This window comes from Streptomyces sp. NPDC093149, from assembly GCF_044754145.1.
Lineage (GTDB): Bacteria > Actinomycetota > Actinomycetes > Streptomycetales > Streptomycetaceae > Streptomyces.
This window is the reverse complement of record NZ_JBIVON010000001.1, coordinates 881,463-902,697: the sequence shown is the minus strand read 5'-3', so window position 1 is coordinate 902,697 and position 21,235 is coordinate 881,463. Positions and strand designations below refer to the sequence as shown.

17 protein-coding genes are annotated in these 21,235 nt (G+C 69.9%); 11 read left to right on the top strand and 6 right to left on the bottom strand.

The features are described from left to right. Positions 1–29: 29 nt before the first annotated feature. From ACIQCZ_RS04325 to ACIQCZ_RS04310, 4 genes are all read left to right on the top strand, one after another. Complete coding sequence (locus tag ACIQCZ_RS04325) at positions 30–1,454, top strand: class II fumarate hydratase (protein WP_402279563.1); 1,425 nt, start codon at positions 30–32, stop codon at positions 1,452–1,454. A 44-nt stretch (positions 1,455–1,498) separates the two neighbouring features. After that, positions 1,499–2,203 (top strand): DUF402 domain-containing protein, encoded by a 705-nt coding sequence (locus ACIQCZ_RS04320; RefSeq protein ID WP_402279561.1) that lies wholly within the window; start codon positions 1,499–1,501, stop codon positions 2,201–2,203. A gap of 371 nt (positions 2,204–2,574) precedes the next feature. After that, positions 2,575–4,488, top strand: coding sequence for a SpoIIE family protein phosphatase (locus ACIQCZ_RS04315; RefSeq protein WP_402279558.1), 1,914 nt, complete (start codon positions 2,575–2,577; stop codon positions 4,486–4,488). Positions 4,489–4,623: 135 nt separating this feature from the next. Next, positions 4,624–6,093 (top strand): catalase, encoded by a 1,470-nt coding sequence (locus tag ACIQCZ_RS04310; RefSeq protein WP_402279556.1) that lies wholly within the window; start codon positions 4,624–4,626, stop codon positions 6,091–6,093. Positions 6,094–6,167: 74 nt separating this feature from the next. Here ACIQCZ_RS04310 and ACIQCZ_RS04305 read toward each other — a convergent pair whose 3' ends face one another. Further along, positions 6,168–8,417 carry a transglycosylase domain-containing protein gene (locus ACIQCZ_RS04305; protein ID WP_402279553.1) on the bottom strand — a complete coding sequence of 750 codons (2,250 nt, stop codon included), beginning with the start codon at positions 8,415–8,417 and terminating at the stop codon, positions 6,168–6,170. A gap of 232 nt (positions 8,418–8,649) precedes the next feature. On the opposite strand from ACIQCZ_RS04305, the gene ACIQCZ_RS04300 reads away from it, so the two are divergent. The 5 genes from ACIQCZ_RS04300 to ACIQCZ_RS04280 all read left to right on the top strand — a co-directional run bounded on the left by ACIQCZ_RS04300 (position 8,650) and on the right by ACIQCZ_RS04280 (position 13,628). Next, positions 8,650–9,621, top strand: a complete 972-nt coding sequence (locus tag ACIQCZ_RS04300; RefSeq protein WP_376211627.1) for an SPFH domain-containing protein — start codon at positions 8,650–8,652, stop codon at positions 9,619–9,621. Next, positions 9,618–9,863: a hypothetical protein gene (locus ACIQCZ_RS04295; protein ID WP_402279551.1), complete on the top strand. Its 246-nt coding sequence runs from the start codon at positions 9,618–9,620 to the stop codon at positions 9,861–9,863. Before ACIQCZ_RS04300 ends, ACIQCZ_RS04295 begins: the two co-directional genes overlap by 4 nt. 161 nt (positions 9,864–10,024) lie before the next feature. Beyond that, a complete protein-coding gene (locus tag ACIQCZ_RS04290) occupies positions 10,025–10,549 on the top strand; it encodes a PadR family transcriptional regulator (protein WP_402279549.1) in 525 nt (174 codons plus the stop codon). Next, a complete protein-coding gene (locus ACIQCZ_RS04285; protein WP_402279546.1) occupies positions 10,546–11,232 on the top strand; it encodes an ABC transporter ATP-binding protein in 687 nt (228 codons plus the stop codon). Before ACIQCZ_RS04290 ends, ACIQCZ_RS04285 begins: the two co-directional genes overlap by 4 nt. Further along, positions 11,229–13,628 (top strand): FtsX-like permease family protein, encoded by a 2,400-nt coding sequence (locus tag ACIQCZ_RS04280; protein ID WP_402279544.1) that lies wholly within the window; start codon positions 11,229–11,231, stop codon positions 13,626–13,628. Before ACIQCZ_RS04285 ends, ACIQCZ_RS04280 begins: the two co-directional genes overlap by 4 nt. Before the next feature lie 62 nt (positions 13,629–13,690). Here ACIQCZ_RS04280 and ACIQCZ_RS04275 read toward each other — a convergent pair whose 3' ends face one another. Further along, positions 13,691–14,650 (bottom strand): hydrogen peroxide-inducible genes activator, encoded by a 960-nt coding sequence (locus tag ACIQCZ_RS04275; protein WP_402279541.1) that lies wholly within the window; start codon positions 14,648–14,650, stop codon positions 13,691–13,693. 131 nt (positions 14,651–14,781) lie between these two features. On the opposite strand from ACIQCZ_RS04275, the gene ACIQCZ_RS04270 reads away from it, so the two are divergent. Together ACIQCZ_RS04270 and ACIQCZ_RS04265 are read left to right on the top strand one after the other, a co-directional pair. Then, positions 14,782–15,336 (top strand): peroxiredoxin, encoded by a 555-nt coding sequence (locus tag ACIQCZ_RS04270; RefSeq protein WP_189542777.1) that lies wholly within the window; start codon positions 14,782–14,784, stop codon positions 15,334–15,336. A gap of 12 nt (positions 15,337–15,348) precedes the next feature. Beyond that, entirely contained in the window at positions 15,349–15,882 is a 534-nt protein-coding gene (locus ACIQCZ_RS04265; RefSeq protein WP_402279538.1) for an alkyl hydroperoxide reductase, read from the top strand. 80 nt (positions 15,883–15,962) lie between these two features. Here ACIQCZ_RS04265 and ACIQCZ_RS04260 read toward each other — a convergent pair whose 3' ends face one another. The 4 genes from ACIQCZ_RS04260 to ACIQCZ_RS04245 all read right to left on the bottom strand — a co-directional run bounded on the left by ACIQCZ_RS04260 (position 15,963) and on the right by ACIQCZ_RS04245 (position 21,122). Then, the gene (locus ACIQCZ_RS04260; protein WP_402279536.1) at positions 15,963–17,393 is read right to left on the bottom strand and encodes an AI-2E family transporter; all 1,431 of its coding nucleotides are present in this window, start codon (positions 17,391–17,393) and stop codon (positions 15,963–15,965) included. Between the two features lie 153 nt (positions 17,394–17,546). Continuing rightward, on the bottom strand, positions 17,547–18,257 hold the full coding sequence (locus tag ACIQCZ_RS04255; protein ID WP_402279534.1) for a lytic transglycosylase domain-containing protein: 711 nt from the start codon (positions 18,255–18,257) through the stop codon (positions 17,547–17,549). A gap of 390 nt (positions 18,258–18,647) precedes the next feature. Then, positions 18,648–19,970, bottom strand: a complete 1,323-nt coding sequence (locus ACIQCZ_RS04250) for a PhoH family protein (protein ID WP_402279531.1) — start codon at positions 19,968–19,970, stop codon at positions 18,648–18,650. A 390-nt stretch (positions 19,971–20,360) separates the two neighbouring features. Next, positions 20,361–21,122: an isoprenyl transferase gene (locus ACIQCZ_RS04245; RefSeq protein WP_402279528.1), complete on the bottom strand. Its 762-nt coding sequence runs from the start codon at positions 21,120–21,122 to the stop codon at positions 20,361–20,363. Between the last annotated feature and the right edge of the window lie 113 nt (positions 21,123–21,235).

Genomic DNA, 21,235 nt, shown 5'->3' with positions numbered 1-21,235 from the left:
GTGCTCAACTTTTTCAGGAGGTTGCACCCATGGACGAGTCACAGACCCCCGCACCTGCCCCCGCGGACGGCACGGATTTCCGCATCGAGCACGATTCGATGGGCGAGGTGAGGGTCCCCGCGGACGCCAGGTGGCGCGCCCAGACGCAGCGCGCGGTGGAGAACTTCCCGATCTCCGGGCAGCGCCTGGAGCGGGCCCACATCGAGGCCCTGGCCCGGATCAAGGCGGCCGCCGCCAAGGTGAACGCCGAGCTGAAGGTGCTCGACCCGGACATCGCCCTGGCCATCCAGGGGGCCGCCGAGGAGGTCGCCGAGGGGCGCTGGGACGCCCACTTCCCGATCGATGTCTTCCAGACCGGGTCCGGCACCTCGTCCAACATGAACACCAATGAGGTCGTGGCCACTCTCGCCACCGAGCGCCTGGGCCGCGAGGTCCACCCCAACGACCACGTCAACGCCTCGCAGTCCTCCAACGACGTCTTCCCGTCGTCCATCCACATCGCCGCGACCGCAGCCGTGACCGGTGAGCTGATCCCGGCGCTGGACCACCTGGCGACCGCCCTGGAGCGCAAGTCCGCCGAGTTCGCGACGGTCGTGAAGTCGGGGCGTACGCATCTGATGGACGCCACCCCCGTCACCCTGGGCCAGGAGTTCGGGGGTTACGCGGCGCAGATCCGGTACGGGACCGAGCGACTGCGCGCCTCCCTTCCCCGCCTCGCCGAGCTGCCGCTGGGCGGCACGGCCGTCGGCACCGGCATCAACACCCCGCCCGGCTTCTCCGCCGCCGTCATCGCCGAGGTCGCCCGCGCCACCGGACTGCCGCTCACCGAGGCCAGGGACCACTTCGAGGCGCAGGGCGCCCGGGACGGGCTCGTGGAGACGTCCGGCCAGCTCCGCACGCTCGCCGTCTCGCTCACCAAGATCTCCAACGATCTGCGCTGGATGGCGTCCGGACCGCGCACCGGCCTGGCCGAGATCAGCCTTCCCGACCTCCAGCCCGGCTCGTCGATCATGCCCGGGAAGGTGAATCCGGTCATTCCCGAGGCCGTCCTGATGGTCGCGGCCCAGGTGATGGGGAACGACGCGACGGTCGCCGTCGCGGGTGCGGCGGGCAATTTCGAGCTGAATGTGATGCTGCCGGTCATCGCGAAGAACCTGCTGGAGTCGGTGCGGCTGCTGGCCAACGTCTCCCGGCTGCTCGCGGACCGCACGGTCGACGGCATCACCGCGAACGTCGAGCGCGCCAGGGAGTACGCGGAGTCCTCGCCGTCCGTCGTCACCCCGCTGAACAAGTACATCGGTTACGAGGAGGCGGCGAAGGTCGCCAAGAGGTCGCTGGCCGAGCGGAGGACGATCCGCGAGGTGGTGCTGGAGTCGGGATATGTCGAGCGCGGCGACCTGACGGTGGAGCAGCTCGACGAGGCGCTGGACGTGTTGCGCATGACCCGCCCGTGACACGCGTCGCGGCAACGGGTCCGCGGCATCCCTAAGATCTGCCCATGGCAGGTACGGACAGCGGACACATCGAGCACTGGGCGCCGGGCGATCACATCCTGTGGCGCTACCGCGGAAACGTCCCGCGACCACGGGACGGCGCGCCGGAGCACGCCCCGGACCCGGTGCACATCTGCCGTCCCGTCACCGTCGTCCAGGACACCGACGAGCTGCTCGCCGTGTGGGTGGCGCCCGGCACCGAGTGCGTGAAGCCGGTGCTGGCGAACGGCACCGAGGTGCACGACGAGCCGCTCGCCACCCGCTACACCGCCCCGCGCACCACCGCCCGCGCGCCCTGGCTCGGCAACGGCGTTCTCAAACTCGCCCGCCCCGGTGAACCGTGGTCGGTCTGGCTCTTCTGGGAGACCGGCTGGCAGTTCCGCAGCTGGTACGTGAACCTGGAGGAACCGCGCACCCGCTGGGCGGGCGGCACCGATTCCGAGGATCACTTTCTCGACATCTCCGTCTACCCGGACCGCAGCTGGGTCTGGCGCGACGAGGACGAGTTCGCCCAGGCGCAGCGGGTCGGTCTGATGGCCCCGCGGACCGCGCGGCAGGTGCGGGAGGCGGGCCGCGCGGCCGTCGAAGTGATCCAGGACTGGGGCGCGCCGTTCCGGGACGGCTGGGAGGACTGGCGGCCCGATCCGCGCTGGCGGGTTCCGGCGCTCCCGGATGACTGGGACCGTACCCCCTCGCGCATGGCGTCATGAGACCCTTGTCGCACCCCAGGGGGGCAAACGTAGGATCGTCCTCCGGAGCGCGCCTGCGCCCCAACCGACGGACACCGCACCGGACCTGATCACAAGTCACCGCACGAGCACCACGCACTGCACGAGCTGTATGAGCCACATCAGTCGTATGAATCGCCTGAGCCACTACGAGGGGGTGGAGACGTGCTCGCTGTCGCTCGCCCCGTCGCCGGAAACGTTGTCACCGAGCCGCCTCGCGGGCATCCGGTTTCGGCCCCTCGTTCGGGGGCATCCGGTGACAGCCGTTGTTATCGCCGCTCTTGCCGGGGCACAGTAGCGCCCCACGAGGTGATTGCCTCATACAACCGGCCCGGACGGACGGAACCCCACGCGTGACGGAGCACTCCACCTCCCACGAAGGCCGGCAGCCTCTCGCCGCCCGGTCGCAGGAACGCGCCCGGCCGCGGCAGCAGGATGCCGCGCCGGCCGCTTCCCCTGCCACCGCAGCGATCCCCGGCCCGGCCGCGGCGCCGGGCGCGGGAACGAGTCAGGCGGCCCCCGCGGGACTCGACCCACAGGCCGCGGCCCGTCGCGAGGGCGACCGGCTGCGTTTCGTGGGCGCCGCCACCCGGCGGATCGCCCGCGGCATAGACCTGGACGAGATCGTGCTGGGTCTGTGCCGGGCCAGTGTGCCGACCTTCTCCGACGCCATACTGGTCTACCTCCGCGACCCGCTCCCGGTCGGTGACGAGCGGCCGGTCTCCCCGTTCGTGCTGCGGCTGCGCCGGTCGGACCGGCTGCGCCTGAACGAGGACGAGACCGAGACCCCGTCGGAGATCGAGCGCCTGCGGCTGCCCGCCCTCGACCCGCACGGCGACATGCCCCCGGCGGCCGAACTGTGCGAGGTCCGCTCGGGCGGCGCGCTCGCCGAGGTGCTGCGCGGTGTGCGACCGGTCTTCGGGGACTCCGCGGCGGCCCGCGCCGCGCTGCCCGAACTGCTCGGCGCCGGACGGGCCGTGCCCACCGGGCACCGCGCGATCCTCGCCCCGCTGCGCGGCCGGCGGCGGGTGATCGGCGCCGCCGTCTTCCTGCGCGGCACCGAGCGGCCGCCCTTCGAGGCCAACGACCTGCTGGTCGCGGCGCAGCTGGCGACGCACACCGCGCTCGGCATCGACAAGGCCGTGCTGTACGGGCGCGAGGCGTACATCGCCGACGAGCTGCAGCGCACCATGCTGCCCGACTCGCTGCCGCAGCCGACCGGCGTCCGGCTCGCCTCCCGCTATCTCCCGGCCGCCGAGACGGCCCGGGTCGGCGGCGACTGGTACGACGCGATCCCGCTGCCCGGCAGCAGGGTGGCCCTGGTCGTCGGCGACGTCATGGGCCACTCCATGACCTCCGCGGCGATCATGGGCCAGCTGCGCACCACCGCCCAGACCCTGGCCCAGCTCGACCTGCCGCCGCAGGAGGTGCTGCACCATCTCGACGAGCAGGCGCAGCGGCTCGGCAGCGACCGCATGGCGACCTGTCTGTACGCGGTCTACGACCCCGTCGCGCACCGCATCACGATCGCCAATGCCGGGCATCCGCCGCCCGTGCTGCTCCACCTGGGCGGCCGTGCGGAGGTACTGCGGGTACCGGCGGGCGCCCCGATCCGCGTGGGCGGTGTGGACTTCGAGGCCGTCGAACTGGACGCGCCGGCGGGCGCCACGCTGCTGCTGTACACCGACGGTCTGGTGGAGTCCCGGCTGCGGGACGTCTGGACCGGGATCGAGATGCTGCGCGAACGGCTCGCCGCCACCGCCCGGCTGACCGGCCCGGACCACTCGCCGCCGCTGGAGGCCCTGTGCGACGACGTCCTGGACATGCTCGGCCCCGGTGACCGGGACGACGACATCGCGCTGCTCGCCGCCCGGTTCGACGGGATCGCGCCGAGTGATGTCGCGTACTGGCATCTCGAACCGGAGGAGACCGCGCCGGGCCGGGCCCGCAGGCTGGCCCGGCGGGCCCTGAGCCGATGGGGGCTCGACGAGCTCTCCGACTCGGTGGAGCTGCTGGTCAGCGAGGTGGTGACCAATGCCGTGCGGTACGCGGAGCGGCCGGTGACGCTGCGGCTGCTCCGTACCGACCTGTTGCGCTGCGAGGTCGGCGACGACGCCCCGCAGCTGCCCCGGCAGCGCCGGGCCCGGGACATGGACGAGGGCGGCCGGGGTCTGTTCCTCGTCAACCGGATGGCCAGACGGTGGGGCGCGACGCGTCTGTCGACCGGCAAGGTGGTCTGGTTCGAGATGCCGACCCGGGGCCAGTAGGAGGGGTCTGCGCGGGGCGCGTGCGAGAGCCCTGCACGGACGGTAGCCAAATGTTGCCGACCTCCTGTCGGCGGAGTTGACTTCAGTCGTGAACGAGACGACCTGACCGAAACCCCCACCGACGGGAGGACGCTCGTGCCCGAGGAATCGAAGACCAAGAACACCCCCTACACCACGAACAACGCCGGAATCCCGGTGGAGAGCGATGAACACTCGCTCACTGTCGGATCCGACGGACCGATCCTGCTCCAGGACCACTACCTCATCGAGAAGATGGCCCAGTTCAACCGGGAACGGGTCCCCGAGCGAGTGGTCCACGCCAAGGGCTCCGGTGCCTACGGCATTTTCAAGGTGACCAACGACGTCAGCCAGTTCACCAAGGCGGACCTCTTCCAGCCGGGCAAGCAGACCGCCATGCTCGCCCGCTTCTCCACGGTCGCGGGTGAACAGGGCTCTCCCGACACCTGGCGCGACCCTCGTGGGTTCGCCCTGAAGTTCTACACGGAGCACGGCAACTACGACATGGTCGGCAACAACACGCCGATCTTCTTCGTGCGTGACCCGATGAAGTTCCAGGACTTCATCCGCTCGCAGAAGCGGCGCCCCGAGAGTGCCCTGCGTGACCACGACATGCAGTGGGACTTCTGGACCCTCTCCCCCGAGTCCGCGCACATGGTCACCTGGCTGATGGGCGACCGCGGCATCCCGAAGACGTACCGCAACATGAACGGCTACAGCTCGCACACCTATATGTGGGTGAACGCGGGCGGCGAGAGGTTCTGGGTCAAGTACCGCTTCAAGACCGACCAGGGCATCGACTTCTACCCCCAGGCCGAGGCGGACGAGATCGCGGGCAGCGACGGCGACATCCACCGCCGCGACCTGTTCGAGTCGATCAAGCGGGGTGACTATCCGAGCTGGACGCTGTATGTCCAGATCATGCCGTTCGACGACGCGCCGGACTACCGGTTCAACCCGTTCGACCTCACGAAGGTGTGGCCGCACGGCGACTATCCGGAGATCGAAGTCGGCCGGATGACGCTCAACGAGAACCCGGAGGACTTCTTCGTCCACATCGAGCAGGCGTCCTTCGAGCCGTCGAACCTGGTGCCCGGCATCGGTCCGTCGCCCGACAAGATGCTGCTCGGCCGGCTCTTCTCGTACCCGGACACCCACCGGTACCGGATCGGCCCGAACTACGCGCAGCTGCCCCCGAACCGTCCGCGGTTCGGCCGGAACTCGTATGCGAAGGACGGCCCCATGCGGTACGAGCCGACGCGTACGGGAGCGGTCTACGCGCCGAACTCGTACGGCGGCCCGGCTGCGGACACCGAGCGCTTCGGCGACCCGGCGGGCTGGGCGACGGCGGGCGAGATGGTGCACGAGGCGTACAAGCTGCACCGCGAGGACGACGACTGGGGCCAGGCGGGCACGATGGTGCGCAAGGTCCTGGACGACGCGGCCCGCGACCGGCTGGTGTCGAACATTTCCGGCCATCTGCTGGACGGGGTGAGCGCCCCGGTCCTGGAGCGGTCGCTGCAGTACTGGCGCAATGTGGACAAGGATCTCGGCGACCGGATCGCCAAGAAGGTCAACGGCGGCTGACACCGTCGTACGCGGCGGTCATGGGTGAGGGGCGTTGCCGGCCGGCAACGCCCCTCACCCATGGCCTCACGGCCTCAATGTCCGGGCGGGTTGTTCGCCACGTTGTTGCTCACGACGTTGTTGCTGTTGCCCGGCCGGCCGGGGTCCCCTCCGTCGCCCGGCACATCCGGGGACTGGCTCGGCGGCACATCCGGGGACTGGCTCGGCGGCGGCTCCGGCGACTGGCTGGCCGGCTGGCTGGGCCCGTCGCTCGGGCTCTGCGCCGGCCGGCTCGGCTCCTGGGACGGCGGCTGCGTGGGGCTCTCCGGTGCCGAGGGGGTGTTCGACGGGGTGTTCGGCACGGTGGCCTCGCCGCGCTCGACGTCCTGCAGGTCGAACTGGTGGCCGGACCCGCCGTTCAGCGCGCCGAGGGTGTAGTCCGCCCAGATCTCCGCCGGGAAACCGCCACCGTTGGCGCGGCCGGAGTTCGCGGTACCGGTCAGGCTGACCTGGGTGCCGCCCTGGGGGGATTCGCCGAAGAGCGCGACGACCGTGGTGAGGTCCGGGGTGTAGCCCGCGAACAGGGCGGCCTTGTTGTTCTCCGAGGTACCCGTCTTGCCGGCCGCCTCGTAGGCCGAGGTGTTGGCCGCCCGGCCGGAGCCGCTCTTCACGACGCCCTGCAGGACGGAGGTCACGGTATCGGCGGACTTGCGGCTGATCACCTGGTCACCGATGCCCTTGACCGGCTCGACCGTCCGGTCGCGGTGGACGGCGGACTTCACGATGAACGGGGTTACCTTCTTGCCGTGGTTGTCGAGCGTGGCGTACGCGCCCGCCATGTCCCAGGTCGAGGCGTTCATCGTGCCGAGCGTGATGGCGGGGCGCTCGGGGAAGTTCTTGTCGGGCAGGCCGAGCGCCAGCGCGGTCTTCTTCACCGCGGCGGGGCCGACGTCGACGACCATCTGAGCGAAGACCGAGTTGATCGACTTGTTCATCGCGGTCTGCACGGTGACGTCGCCGTAGCTCTGGTTGTCCTCGTTCTCCGGGGCGAACGGGGTGTCGCTGCCCACCACCGGCCGCTTGCTGGTGCCGTCGTAGCGGGTGTTGACGCCGATCAGATCGCCGTCCTGGGTCTTCGACTCGTTCTCCAGCGCGGAGGCGAACACCAGGGGCTTGAAGGTGGAGGCGGGCTGGTAGTCCCGGCGCGTGGCGTTGGAGACGTAGTGCTTGACGTAGTCCACGCCGCCGTAGAGCGCGACGACGGCTCCGGTCTTCGGATCGACGGAGGTGGCACCCGCCTGGACGGTCGCGTCGACCTTGTTGCCCTTGCGGTCCAGCTTGGACTCCAGCTGACGGTCGACCGACGCCTCCAGCTGCTTCTGCCGCTTCTTGTCGATGTTGAGGGTGAAGGTCCAGCCGCCGGCCTGTCGCATCTCGGCCGTGATGCCCTGCTTATCCAACTCCTGGTTGGCGGCCTCGACGAGGTAACCGGTCTGGCCCTCCATGCCGGGGGCGGGCTTGGGCTTGTCCGGGACGGGGAACTTCAGGGTGTCGCGCTTGGCCTTGTCGAGCCAGTGCATCTCGACCATGTTGTCGAGCGTGTAGCCCCAGCGCTCCTTGACGAGCCGCTTGCCGGTCGGTGACGCGACCGCCCAGTCGTACTGGCTGGGGGCCTGGAGCAGCGCGGCCAGATAGGCGCCCTGGGAGACGTCGAGGTCCTTGGCGTCGACCCCGTAGTAGGCCTGTGCCGCGGCCTGGATACCGCTGGCGCCGCGGCCGTAGTACGAGGTGTTGATGTATCCGGCGAGGATGTCGCTCTTCTCGTACCTCTGGTCGACCTTGAGGGAGATGACCAGCTCTTTGAGCTTGCGGCTGATCGTCGGGTCCTGCGTCAGGTAGTAGTTCTTCACGTACTGCTGGGTGATGGTCGAGCCACCCTGCTTGCCCTTGCCGGTGAGGGTGTTCAGGATGCCGCGCGCGGTGCCCTTCAGGTCGACGCCCTTGTCCTGGTAGAAGGACTTGTTCTCGGCGGCGACGAAGGTGTGCTGCACGTCCTTGGGGACCTCGGCGAGATCCACGTTCTGACGGTTGACCCCGTTCCCGACCCGGGTCAGCAGGGAGCCGTCGCTGTACTTGTAGACGTTGCTCTGCCGCTCGGCCAGGGCGTTGGCCTTCGGTATGTCCACGTACATGTAGAGCGCCACGAAGGCGCCCATGATCAGCAGGCAGAAGACGAAGAAGGCGCCCAGCATCTTCCGCCAGGTGAAGAGTCTGCGTATGCCGCCGCTCTTCTGGGCCCGCCGCGCTCCGCGCTGCTGGGCTCGTCGCGCATCCGCTCGACCCATCGCTGTTTTGCTCCTGTTTCTCTGCTCGACCAGATCAGCTCAGCCCAGCCAGCTAACACCGTCGGCAAGGACGAAAAGCAAGCGATGTGGCCTTTTCCGGACGTGACAATCAGCACCCGCTCTGTAGGGAACCGACTCCCCAGAGGCGCTCAAGGTTGCGAAGACAGGTAATGTGTAATCACATTGCTAGCACCGAATCAGCCGCTGCCGGCCTTCCGAAACGGGGGATTCCATGTCCGACCACGGCAATCCGTACGAGGCGTCCACGATGACCGCCGAGCTCGCACCCGACGCCCCTCAGATGCCTGAACCGCAGGTGAGAGAGGTGACGGCGCACAGCATCCCGGGCGGTCTCGGCCTGCTGCTGACCGTGGTCGGAGTGATCGCCGGCATCGGGCTCGCGATCGTCGGCGGCGTCATCGGCTCGAACGGGAACAACGGCGTGGGTGTCCCGGTGTGCATCTTCGGGATCCTGCTCGCCATCGCCTCCTTCTTCTGCATGACGGGTGTGAAGATGGTCGCACCGGGCGAGGCCCGCGTGATCCAGCTCTTCGGCCGGTACGTCGGCACGATCCGCACCGACGGGCTGCGCTGGATCAATCCGCTCACCAGCAGCCGGAAGATATCCACCCGGGTCCGCAACCACGAGACCGCCGTCCTGAAGGTCAACGACGCCTACGGCAACCCGATCGAGCTCGCCGCGATCGTCGTCTGGAAGGTCGAGGACACCGCGCAGGCGCTCTTCGAGGTCGACGACTTCCTGGAGTTCGTCGCCACCCAGACCGAGGCGGCCGTCCGGCACATCGCGATCGAGTACCCGTACGACGCCCACGAGGAGGGCGGCCTCTCGCTGCGTGGCAACGCGGAGGAGATCACCGAGAAGCTGGCCGTGGAGCTCACCGCCCGGGTGCAGGCCGCCGGTGTGCGAATCATCGAATCGCGCTTCAGCCACCTCGCGTACGCCCCCGAGATCGCCTCCGCGATGCTCCAGCGCCAGCAGGCCGGCGCGGTGGTCGCGGCCCGGCAGCAGATCGTCGAGGGCGCGGTCGGCATGGTCGAGATGGCGCTGACCCGGATCGCCGAGCAGGACATCGTCGAACTGGACTCGGAGCGGAAGGCGGCCATGGTCAGCAATCTGATGGTGGTGCTGTGCGGTGACCGCGCGGCGCAGCCGGTCCTCAATACGGGCACTCTTTACCAGTGACGGAAGAGACCCCCGGGCGCAGGCCTCCGCCGCAGCGCAAGCAGATGCTGCTGCGGCTCGACCCCGCGGTCCACGATGCGCTGGCCCGCTGGGCCTCCGACGAACTGCGCAGCGCGAACGCCCAGATCGAGTTCCTGCTGCGCAGGGCGCTGGCGGAGGCGGGCCGCCTGCCGGGCACGGCCCGCCCGATCCCCCGCCGGGGGCGCCCGCCGAAGGAGAGGCCGAACCCGCCCGGCGGCTGAGAGCCCGTCGGGCGACCTCGGATCGGCCGCCCGGCCAGAGGTCACCCGACAGGCTCCGAGGCCCGGGGACGAAGGGGCGCACCGGGGAGGGCGCGCGAGCCCTCCCTGGTCCCGTACCCGGGTATACACCCGAGGTATACACACCATGTACAGTGCTCGGTATGTCTATCGGCCACACCCTGCTCGGGCTCCTGGAGTCCGGCCCCCGCCACGGCTACGACCTCAAGCGGACATTCGACGAAAAGTTCGGCCACGACCGCCCCCTGCACTACGGGCAGGTCTACTCGACCATGTCCCGGCTGCTCAAGAACGGCCTCGTCGAGGTCGACGCCGTCGAGAGCGGCGGCGGCCCCGAGCGCAAGCGGTACGCGATCACCGAAGCGGGCATCACCGATGTCGCGACCTGGCTCGCGCAGCCGGAGAAGCCCGAGCCGTACCTCCAGTCGACGCTCTACACCAAGGTCGTCCTGGCTCTGCTCACCGGCCGGAGCGCCGAGGCCCTGCTGGACACCCAGCGCGCCGAGCACCTGCGCCTCATGCGCATCCTCACCGACCGCAAGCGCCGGGGCGACCTCGCCGATCAGCTGATCTGCGACCACGCGCTCTTCCACCTCGAAGCCGATCTGCGCTGGCTGGAACTGACCGCCGCGCGGCTGGACCGACTCGCCGCGGAGGTACGCGCGTGAACCCCGCCGGCTCCCTGCTCAGCGCCCACGACCTGCACAAGTCGTACGGATCGACCCCCGCGCTCGACGGTGCCTCGTTCTCCATCCACCCGGGCGAGGTCGTCGCCGTGCTGGGCCCGTCCGGCTCCGGCAAGTCGACCCTGCTGCACTGCCTCGCCGGGATCGTCACCCCGGACAGCGGCACGATCACCTACGCGGGCCGCGAGCTCTCCGCGATGTCCGACGCCGAACGCAGCGCCCTGCGCCGCACCGAGTTCGGCTTCGTCTTCCAGTTCGGCCAGCTCGTCCCGGAGCTGACCTGTGTGGAGAACGTCGCCCTGCCGCTCCGCCTGAGCGGGGCCAGGCGCAAGGACGCCGAACGCGCCGCCCGCCACTGGCTGGAGCGCCTGGAGGTGGACAACGTCGGCGCCAAGCGTCCCGGCGAGGTCTCCGGCGGCCAGGGGCAGCGCGTCGCCGTGGCCCGTGCGCTGGCCGCGTCCCCGAAGGTCGTCTTCGCCGACGAGCCGACCGGCGCCCTGGACTCCCTCAACGGCGAGCGGGTCATGGAGCTGCTCACCGAAGCGGCCCGGTCCACCAATGCCGCCGTGGTCCTGGTGACCCACGAGGCCCGCGTCGCCGCCTATTCCGACCGCGACGTCACCGTGCGCGACGGCCGGGCACGCGACCTGGAGCACGCGGTATGACTCTGCTCGACCACAAGAACGTCGCGGCCGACGCGCCTCCCCGGGCCACCGGACCCACCGGCGTCGCCGCCCTGTTGCGCGACCTCGGCCTCGGTGTCCGGTTCGCCGCGTCCGGCGGGCGCGAGGGCTGGATCCGCACCCTGCTGACCGCCGTCGGCGTCGGCCTCGGCGTGGCGCTGCTGCTGGTCGCCGCCTCCGTGCCGAATCTGCTCGACCACCGTTCCGCGCGCGATCAGGCCCGCTCCGAGACCAAGATCTCCGAATCGCCCGACGCCCAGGCCGAGAAGACCGACACCTCGGTGCTCCGGATCAACGCGGAGACCGAGTACCGCGGCCGGACCGTCGGGGGCTACCTGATGCGTGCGGACGGTACGCGTCCGGTCGTCCCGCCGGGTGTCGCACGCTTCCCCGGCGCGAACGAGATGGTGGTCTCCCCCGCTCTGAAGAGGCTGCTCGATTCCTCGGAAGGCAGCCTCCTCAGGAAGCGGCTGCCGTACCGGATCACCGGCACGATCGCCGACTCCGGCCTGATCGCTCCGGGAGAGCTGTACTACTACGCGGGCAGCGACACACTGACTCCCGCCAACGGCGGCCACCGGATCGCCGGTTACGGCGACCCGGGCCCGTCCGATCCCATGTCGCCGATCCTCGTCGTGCTGACCATCATGATCTGCGTCGTCCTGCTGATGCCGGTCACGATCTTCATCGCGACGGCCGTGCGGTTCGGCGGCGAGCGGCGCGACCGCAGGCTCGCCGCGCTGCGTCTGGTCGGTGCGGACATCCGGATGACCCGTCGGATCGCGGCCGGCGAGGCGTTCTTCGGGGCGGTGCTCGGACTGGTGGCCGGCCTGGCCTTCTTCCTGGTGGGGCGTCGCTTCATGGGCTCCGTCGAGGTGTGGGACGTCAGCGCCTTCCCGGCGGACCTGGTCCCCGACACCTGGCTGGCGGCGCTGGTCGTGGTCGCGGTTCCGGTGGCTGCGGTCCTGGTCACGCTGGTCGCCCTGCGTTCGGTGGTCATCGAACCGCTCGGAGTCGTGCGCAGCGGCCGCAACCGCAGGCGCCGGATCTGGTGGCGCCTGCTGGTTCCGGTCGCGGGCCTGGCGGTGCTCGTGCTGTCCGGCAAGGCGGACACCGAGGTGAACCCGTATCCGATCGCGGGCGGCGCCGTGCTCGTGCTCGTCGGGCTCGCCCTGCTGCTGCCGTGGCTGGTCCAGGCGTGCGTGAACCGGTTGCACGGCGGTCCGGTGCCCTGGCAGCTCGCCACCCGCAGGCTCCAGCTGAGCAGTGGCGCGGCCTCCCGCGCGGTCAGCGGCATCACGGTCGCGGTCGCGGGCGCCGTGGCGCTGCAGATGCTGTTCGCCGCGGTGGGCGACGAGTTCAACCGGATGACCGGGCAGGACCCGACGCGGGCCCAGTTCTACACGTACTCCCAGACCGTCACCGGCGACGCGGCCACGCGGACCATCAAGAAGTTCCGGGCCACCGAGGGGGTGACCGGGGTCATCGGGATGGTCGAGACGTACGTCGTCAAACCCGGCAAGTACAAGGGCGACGACGTCCAGCCCACCACCTCGCTGACCGTCGGCGACTGCGCGACCGTGCGCGAGATCGCCCGGATCGGCTCCTGCAAGGAGGGCGATGCCTTTGTCGTCCACCCCCGGGACAAGGACACGGCCGAGTGGACGGACCGGACGGCTCGCAAGGGCAAGCCGGTCGAGCTCAACTACATGGTGGGGGAACCCGGCGAGAAGTCGAAGCTGTGGACCCTGCCCGCCGACGCCCGGACCGTTCCGGCCCGCCCCGATCCGATGGGCCAGGAACACTTCGGCATCGTGGCCACGGTCGGCGCGATCGACCCGACCACCCTGCCGCATGCCCAGACCAACGCGCAGATCCGGGTGGACCGGAGCGTCGAGGACGTCTCCGAGTACGTACGGAACACGGCGGCCGAACTCGACCCGGGGATGCGCATCGTCGCCGTGAACTCGGTGGTCCGCGACCGGCAGTACGCCAGTGTGCAGAGGGGCCTCCAGGTCGGCGGGACCGCGACGCTGCTGCTGATCGCCGTCGCGATGCTGGTCTCGCAGCTGGAGCAGTTGCGGGAGCGCAAGCGCCTGCTGTCCGTCCTGGTCGCCTTCGGCACCCGGCGGACCACGCTCGGCTGGTCGGTGCTCTGGCAGACCGCCATTCCCGTCCTCATCGGACTGGCGGTCGCGATCGCCGGGGGTCTCGGCCTGGGGGCCGTGATGGTCCGCATGATCGGCAAGCAGGTGACCGACTGGTGGCTGTTCCTGCCGATGGCGGGGGCGGGCGCGGCGCTGATCGCGCTGGTCACCCTGGTGTCGCTGCCACCGCTGTGGCGCATGATGCGTCCGGACGGGCTGCGCACGGAGTGACGTCGCCGTAGCCGTGAGGGGTGCGGTCCCCGCAACGGGGGACCGCACCCCTTTCCCGCGCCCTATCTGCCCGTCGTCACCCGCACCGGCAGTGTCTCCATCGCCTCCCGCAGCGCCACCGCGAACTCCTCGAACTCCTCGTGCCGTGCCGCGCCCGTCCGCATCCCCAGCGCCACCCGCCGCGACGGTGCGGGTTCCGCGAAGTACCCGGTGGCCAACGCGTCGTTGCGGCCGGTCTCCACCGTCACCGCGGTGCGCGGCAACAGCGTCACCCCGAGCCCGCCGGCGACCAGCTGCACCAGCGTGGAGAGCCCGGCCGCGGTCGTGGTGACCGGCGCCCCCTCCGTGCGCCCCGCCTCCCGGCATATGTCGAGCGCCTGGTCGCGCAGGCAGTGCCCCTCGTCGAGCAGCAGCAGCGGCAGTTCGCGCAGCGCCTCGCGCGGGATGTCGGTGCGCCCGCCCAGCCAGTGGTCCCGCTCCATGACGAGCACGAAGTCCTCGTCGAACAGCGGGAGTTCGGTCATGCCCGGCACCCCGAGCGGCACGGCGAGCAGCAGCAGGTCCAGCCTGCCCGCGGCCAGCCCCTCCAGCAGCGACGAGGTCTGCTCCTCGTGCACCTGGAGGTCGAGTTCGGGGTAGCGGTCGTGGACCAGCCGCAGCACGGTCGGCAGCAGATACGGGGCGACGGTCGGAATCACCCCGAGTCTGAGCACTCCGGTGAACGGCGCGCGGACCGCCTCGGCCTCCTCCATCAACTCGCCGACGGCCTCCAGCACCACCCGGGCCCGGACCGCGAGCCGCTCCCCGGCCGGCGAGAGCAGTACCTTGCGCGTCGTACGCTCGATGAGCTGGACACCCAGTGCCTCCTCCAGCGCCGACACGGCCCCGGAGAGCGCCGGCTGGCTCATCCCGATTGCTGCCGCCGCATCCCTGAAGTGCAGATATTCAGCGACGGCCGCGAAGGCACGCAGCTGCGACAGACTGGGCTGTTTGATTCGATTGCCCTGATTGCTCTGCGCCACTGATAGGCACCTCCGATCATCACGACCGAGTGTAGCTATTTCCGCTATCAATGCACTCTGTGCCAAGGTGGATCTCGTCCAACCCTCAGGAACTCCCGCAAAAGGGAATTCCAACCCTGCAAGGAGAGCGCGTGCTCACTGTCGGTGACAAGTTCCCCGAGTTCGACCTGACTGCTTGTGTTTCGCTGGAGAGCGGCAAGGAGTTCGAGCAGATCAACCACAAGACCTACGAGGGCAAGTGGAAGATCGTCTTCGCGTGGCCGAAGGACTTCACCTTCGTGTGCCCCACCGAGATCGCCGCCTTCGGCAAGCTGAACGACGAGTTCGCCGACCGTGACGCCCAGATCCTCGGCTTCTCCGGTGACTCCGAGTTCGTGCACCACGCCTGGCGCAAGGACCACCCGGACCTGACCGACCTGCCGTTCCCGATGATGGCCGACTCGAAGCACGAGCTCATGCGTGACCTCGGCATCGAGGGCGAGGACGGCTTCGCGCAGCGCGCCGTCTTCATCGTCGACCAGAACAACGAGATCCAGTTCACGATGGTGACCGCCGGTTCCGTGGGCCGTAACCCCAAGGAGGTCCTGCGGGTCCTGGACGCCCTGCAGACCGACGAGCTGTGCCCGTGCAACTGGACCAAGGGCGAGAACACCCTCGACCCGGTCGCGCTCCTCGCGGGCGAGTGAGCTGACAGCGACATGGCACTCGACGAACTGAAGGCCGCCGTCCCGGACTTCGCCAAGGACCTGAAGCTGAACCTCGGTTCGGTCATCGGCAACAGCGACCTCCCGCAGCAGCAGCTGTGGGGCACCGTCCTCGCGTGCGCGATCGCCTCGCGCTCGCCGAAGGTGCTGCGCGAGCTGGAGCCGGAGGCGAAGGCCAACCTCTCCGCACAGGCGTACACCGCGGCGAAGTCCGCCGCCGCCATCATGGCGATGAACAACGTCTTCTACCGGACCCGGCACCTGCTGTCGGACCCCGAGTACGGGACGCTGCGCGCGGGGCTGCGGATGAATGTCATCGGCAACCCGGGCGTGGAGAAGACCGACTTCGAACTGTGGTCGCTCGCCGTCTCCGCCATCAACGGCTGCGGCCAGTGCCTCGACTCCCACGAGCAGGTGCTGCGCAAGGCCGGCGTGGACCGTGAGACCATTCAGGAAGCCGTCAAGATCGCCTCGGTGATCCAGGCGGTCGGCGTGACCCTCGAAGCCGAGGCCGTGCTCGCCGAGTAGGACCAGCGGTACCCCTTGCACGAGAAGGGCCCCGAGGACGACCGACCGTCCCCGGGGCCCTTCTTCTCATCCGTCTCGCGTCACTTGCCGGGCCCGTCCTCGGTGCCGCGGTCCACGCCGGCCTCGTCGTCGCCGTGGTCGATGTCCTCGGGCGGCGAGCCGGGCGCGGGGGTCGGGGCGGCGCCGAGCGCGGTCGCCCCGTGCGGGGCCGGCGCGTGCCGCAGGGCCTCCTCCTGCCCGTACGCCCGTAGATAGCCGACCACCGTATTGGTGACCGCCACCAGCGGCACCGCGACGACCGCCCCGCCGATACCCGCGATCATGCCGCCCGCGGCGACGGAGAGGACGACGGCGAGCGGATGCACCCGTACCGCGCGTCCCAGGATGAACGGCTGCAGCACATGCCCCTCGATCTGCTGCACCGCGAGCACCACGACCAGCACCATCAGCGCGGTGAACACGCCCTCGGTGACCAGCGCGACGACCACCGCGAGCGCTCCGGAGACCACGGCGCCGATCAGCGGGATGAAGGCGAAGAGGAAGATGAACACGGCGAGCGGCACCGCCATCGGCACCTTGAGGAACCAGATTCCGAGCCCGATGAAGATGGCGTCGATCAGCGCCACCAGGACCGTGCCCCGCACATAGGCGGTCAGGGTCCGCCAGGCGCGTGGCCCGGCGCCCGCGACACCCGGCCGGGCCTGGGCGGGCACCAGCTTCAGCACCCAGTGCCAGATCCGCTTCCCGTCGTACAGCAGGAAGAGCGTCGAGAACATCGCCAGCAGCATCCCGGTGAGGAACTCCACCATCACGGTGACGCCCTGGAGTCCGGCGGAGGTTATCTGCTCGGTGTTGGTGCCGATGGTGTCGCTGAGGTTCTTCGCGACGTCGTTGATCTGCTGCTCGGTGACGTGGAAGGGGCTGTCGAGCAGCCAGTTCTTCAGGTCGTCGATACCCGTCCGGACCTTGTCGGAGAGGGTGTCGATGTTGTCCATCACCTGCCAGACGACGAACCAGCCGACCAGCCCGATGATGACGAAGCCCAGAATCGCGGTGACGGCGGTGGCCAGTCCGCGCGGCAGACCGTACTGCCGCAGCCGGGCGACGGTCGGCTGCAGCATCGCCGTGACGAGCAGCGCGGCGACGAAGGCCAGAACCACCAGCTGGACGGCGCTGATGACCCGCATCATCACCCAGAGCGTGCCCGCCAGGACGAGCAGCCGCCAGCCCGCCTCGGCCGCGACCCGCATGCCCCAGGGGATCGCCGAGACCGGATCGGGCCGGGCGGCCACGGAGGGGGCGTACGTGGGCGGCGGCGGCACATGCTCGGCCACGGCCTCACGCCGGGGCGCCTCGGCCGGTACGGGCCCTGCGGGGACAGCGGCGGGCACCGGCGGCACGGCCGGCATGACCTCGTCCGCCTCGGCCTCGGCCCGGCGCCGCTCCAGACGCTCGCCCAGTTCGGTCAGTTCGGCGCCCAGCCGACCGAGCCACCCCGGAAGTTTCGACATGATCGTTCCTCTTCCCCCGCTCTCGCACCCCACCGCTCCCCCGGCGAGCCGTCCGGACCGACCGTACACGCGCGAAGCCCCTCACTGTAGGACAGCGAGGGGCTTCACAAGGTTGAGACCGAGGCCTCGGAAGTTCTGGTGCCGGGAGGGGCACTAGTACCAGTGGTTGGCCTGCCAGAAGGACCAGGCACCGCACGGGCTGCCGTAGCGCCCGTCCATGTAGCTGAGGCCCCACTTGATCTGCGTGGCCGGGTTGGTCTGCCAGTCGGCACCGGCGGAGGCCATCTTCGAGCCGGGCAGCGCCTGGACGAGACCGTAGGCACCGGAGGACGGGTTGCTCGCCCGGTAGTTCCAGGTGGACTCGTGGTTCACGATGTTGCTGAAGCACTGGAACTGGTCGGCGGGCACCATCTGGCGCGCCATCGCCTGGACCTCGGCCACGGTGTACGAGCCCTGTGTGGCGAAGGAGGAGGCGCTGCGGACCGAGGAGCGGCTGGCGCGCTCGGCTGCATCCCTTTCCTTCTTCTCCTTGCGCTCCTTCTCCAGCTTGGCCTCGGCCGCCTGCTTCTTCGACTTGGCGTCCTTGGCGGCCTGGATGCGGGCCGCTTCCTCCACGGACTTCTTCGCCGCCGCGTCGGCCGCGGACGCCTGGGCGTCGGCCTGCTGCGTCAGCGAGGCGGTCTGCACCTGGGCCTGCTGGCCTGCGGGGATGTCTGCGAGCAGCGTGGTGTCGGCTGCGGTCGCCTCGAAGTTGTTGTCGTCGACAGCGGGAGTGCTGCCCGAGGCAACGCCTACGACGGCGCCAACGGTGGTTACGGCAGTGGCGGATGCCACGGCGAACCCCCGGACCGAGATCCGGCTCACACGGTGTCCTTCCAGCATCGCCCGCTTAGGTGACCTCGCGGACGCAATCGTGCCCCTGGCACTGGCCTCCCTACTGCTTGGGTCACGGGAGGCACGGGCCCGGTGGGCAACTCCCCGGAGGAAGTGCCGCGTGGTGCTCGCGGGCGGCATACGGACGTCGGCTGTTGAGTTGTGTGGTGCGTGGCACCTCTGGAGGTGCGGGTGTGCCGTATGCGGGGCCTGACGGAAGCAAGACTCTGCCGGAACGGCACGCCGGTAGGCAATTCTCCGTTGCGTGTGAAAGCTCACACCTCGTTTGGAGCAAGTGATTTACGGAAATGCCACCGCAGCACGATGCCGCCCGGCTAAGCTACTGCGCTCGCCGGGCGGCACCAACTGTCGTATCCCCTATCAGATCTGGCCTTCCTCCAGCATTTCGGTCACCAGGGCGGCGATCTGCGAACGCTCGGAGCGGGTGAGCGTGACGTGCGCGAAGAGCGGATGGCCCTTCAGCTTCTCGACCACGGCGACGACCCCGTCGTACCGGCCGACCCTGAGGTTGTCCCGCTGGGCCACGTCATGTGTGAGCACCACCCGGGAATTCGACCCGATCCGGGACAACACGGTCAGCAGTACGTTCCGTTCGAGCGACTGCGCCTCGTCGACGATCACGAAGGCGTCATGGAGCGAGCGGCCCCGGATATGGGTGAGCGGCAGGATCTCCAGCATCCCGCGCCCCAGCACCTCCTCGATCACCTCGCGCCCGGCGACCGCCGAGAGCGTGTCGAAGACGGCCTGCGCCCAGGGGCTCATCTTCTCGGCCTCGGTGCCGGGGAGGTAGCCGAGTTCCTGTCCACCGACCGCGTACAGCGGACGGAAGACCATCACCTTCCGGTGCTGCCTGCGCTCCAGGACGGCTTCGAGACCGGCGCAGAGCGCCAGCGCCGACTTGCCGGTGCCGGCCCGGCCGCCCAGCGACACGATGCCGACGTCCTGGTCGAGGAGCAGATCGAGGGCGATGCGCTGTTCGGCGCTGCGGCCGTGGATGCCGAAGGCCTCCCGGTCGCCGCGCACCAGGCGCACATTTCCCTCGGCGGTGACGCGGCCGAGCGCCTTGCCGCGCTCGGACCGCAGCACCAGTCCCGTGTGCACGGGCAGCTCGGCGGCTTCGGGAACGTACAGCGTCTCCTCGCCGTAGAGCAGATCCACCTGCTCCGCCCCGAGGGGCAGTTCCGTCATACCCGTCCAGCCGGAGTCCGTGATGGCGAGTTCGGCGCGGTACTCCTCGGCGAGGAGACCGACCGAGGACGCCTTGATGCGCAGCGGCAGGTCCTTGGAGACGACCGTGACGTCGTACCCCTCGGCCTGGAGGTTCCGCGCGACCGCGAGGATCCGTGAGTCGTTGTCCCCCAGCCGGTAGCCGGCGGGCAGTACGCCGGGGTCCGAGTGGTTGAGTTCGACGCGCAGCGTCCCGCCCAGATCCCCGAGCGGGATCGGGGCGTCCAGCCGGCCGTACCGGGTCCGGAACGTGTCCAGCAGGCGCAGGGCCTGCCGGGCGAAGTACCCCAGCTCCGGGTGGTGCCGTTTGGCCTCCAGTTCCGTGACCACGACGATCGGGAGCACGACTTCGTGCTCGTCGAAGCGGGCCAGGGCGTTCGGATCGGCCAGCAGGACGCTGGTGTCGAGAACATAGGTGCGCCTGTCGGACATGCGGCGCTTCGTGCTGGTCACCACGGAAGGACGTACCCCCTCGGACGAGGTTGGGGTGCGACGGCGTCGCGGAGCATCCCAATGGGAGAGGACGGACCGGGCTGCGACCCAGATGCACGGGCCGAGCACCGGCCCTCCGCGTCGGCCGCACTGTGTGTACGGTCCTTCGTGTGCAAAGGGCCTCCCGGGCGAGCGGACTCCATGCCGCTCACTTGGACACGACGTCCGCCTGGTTGGTGACCGGACATCGACCTGTCAGGGGTATTCCCTCGAACACGCGAAGCCATGCCGCCCGGGGCGGGCGGGGTGAGCGGGGCCGGTGCGTCCGGGCACGTCAGCACGGGCCCACGCCGCGGCGGTCCTGCCGGGGACGTTGCTCCCTCCGGGGGACGGGAGCCCCGGGAACAGGCGGTGTCAGCCGCCGTAGCGGCGGTGCCGGGCCGCGTAGTCGCGCAGGGCCCGCAGGAAGTCGACGCGGCGGAAGGCCGGCCAGAAGACCTCGCAGAAGTAGTACTCGGAGTGCGCGCTCTGCCAGAGCATGAAGCCGGACAGCCGCTGCTCGCCGCTGGTGCGGATGACCAGATCCGGGTCGGGCTGGCCCCGGGTGTAGAGGTGCTCGGAGATCAGGTCGGTGGAGACGATCTCCGCCAGGTCCTCGAAGGAGGTCCCCTTGGCGGAGTGGTCCAGCAGCAGCGAACGGACCGCGTCCGCGATCTCCTGGCGCCCGCCGTAGCCGACGGCGACGTTGACCAGTATCCCGTCGACCCCCAGCGTGGCCTGCTCGGCCTCCTTGAGGACGGTCTGGGTGTGGGCGGGCAGCAGATCGAGCGTGCCGACGTGATGGACCCGCCAGCGCCCGTCCGCCGCGAGGTTGCGCACGGTGTTCTCGATGATGCCGAGGAGCGGGGTCAGCTCGGACTCGGGCCGGTCGAAGTTGTCGGTGGAGAGCAGCCAGAGTGTGACGACCTCCACATCGGTCTCGCTGCACCAGCCGAGCAGTTCCTGGATCTTGTCCGCGCCGGCCTGGTGTCCCTGCGCGGCCGTGCCGCCGGACGCCTTCGCCCAGCGCCGGTTGCCGTCGAGGATGACGCCGATGTGCTTGGGCACCTGGGTGTGGTCGAGGCGCGCCTCGACCCGGCGTGCGTAGAGCCCGTACACCAGGTCGCGCAAGTTCACTGAGTTCACCTCTCGGTTCTGTGCGGGCCCGCCCGCCCCGATGCCCGGGGGCCGGGGTCGTCCCCCTGGGGATCGCCGCACGACTCCGCGGAGTCCATCGCCCCGCCGTGACG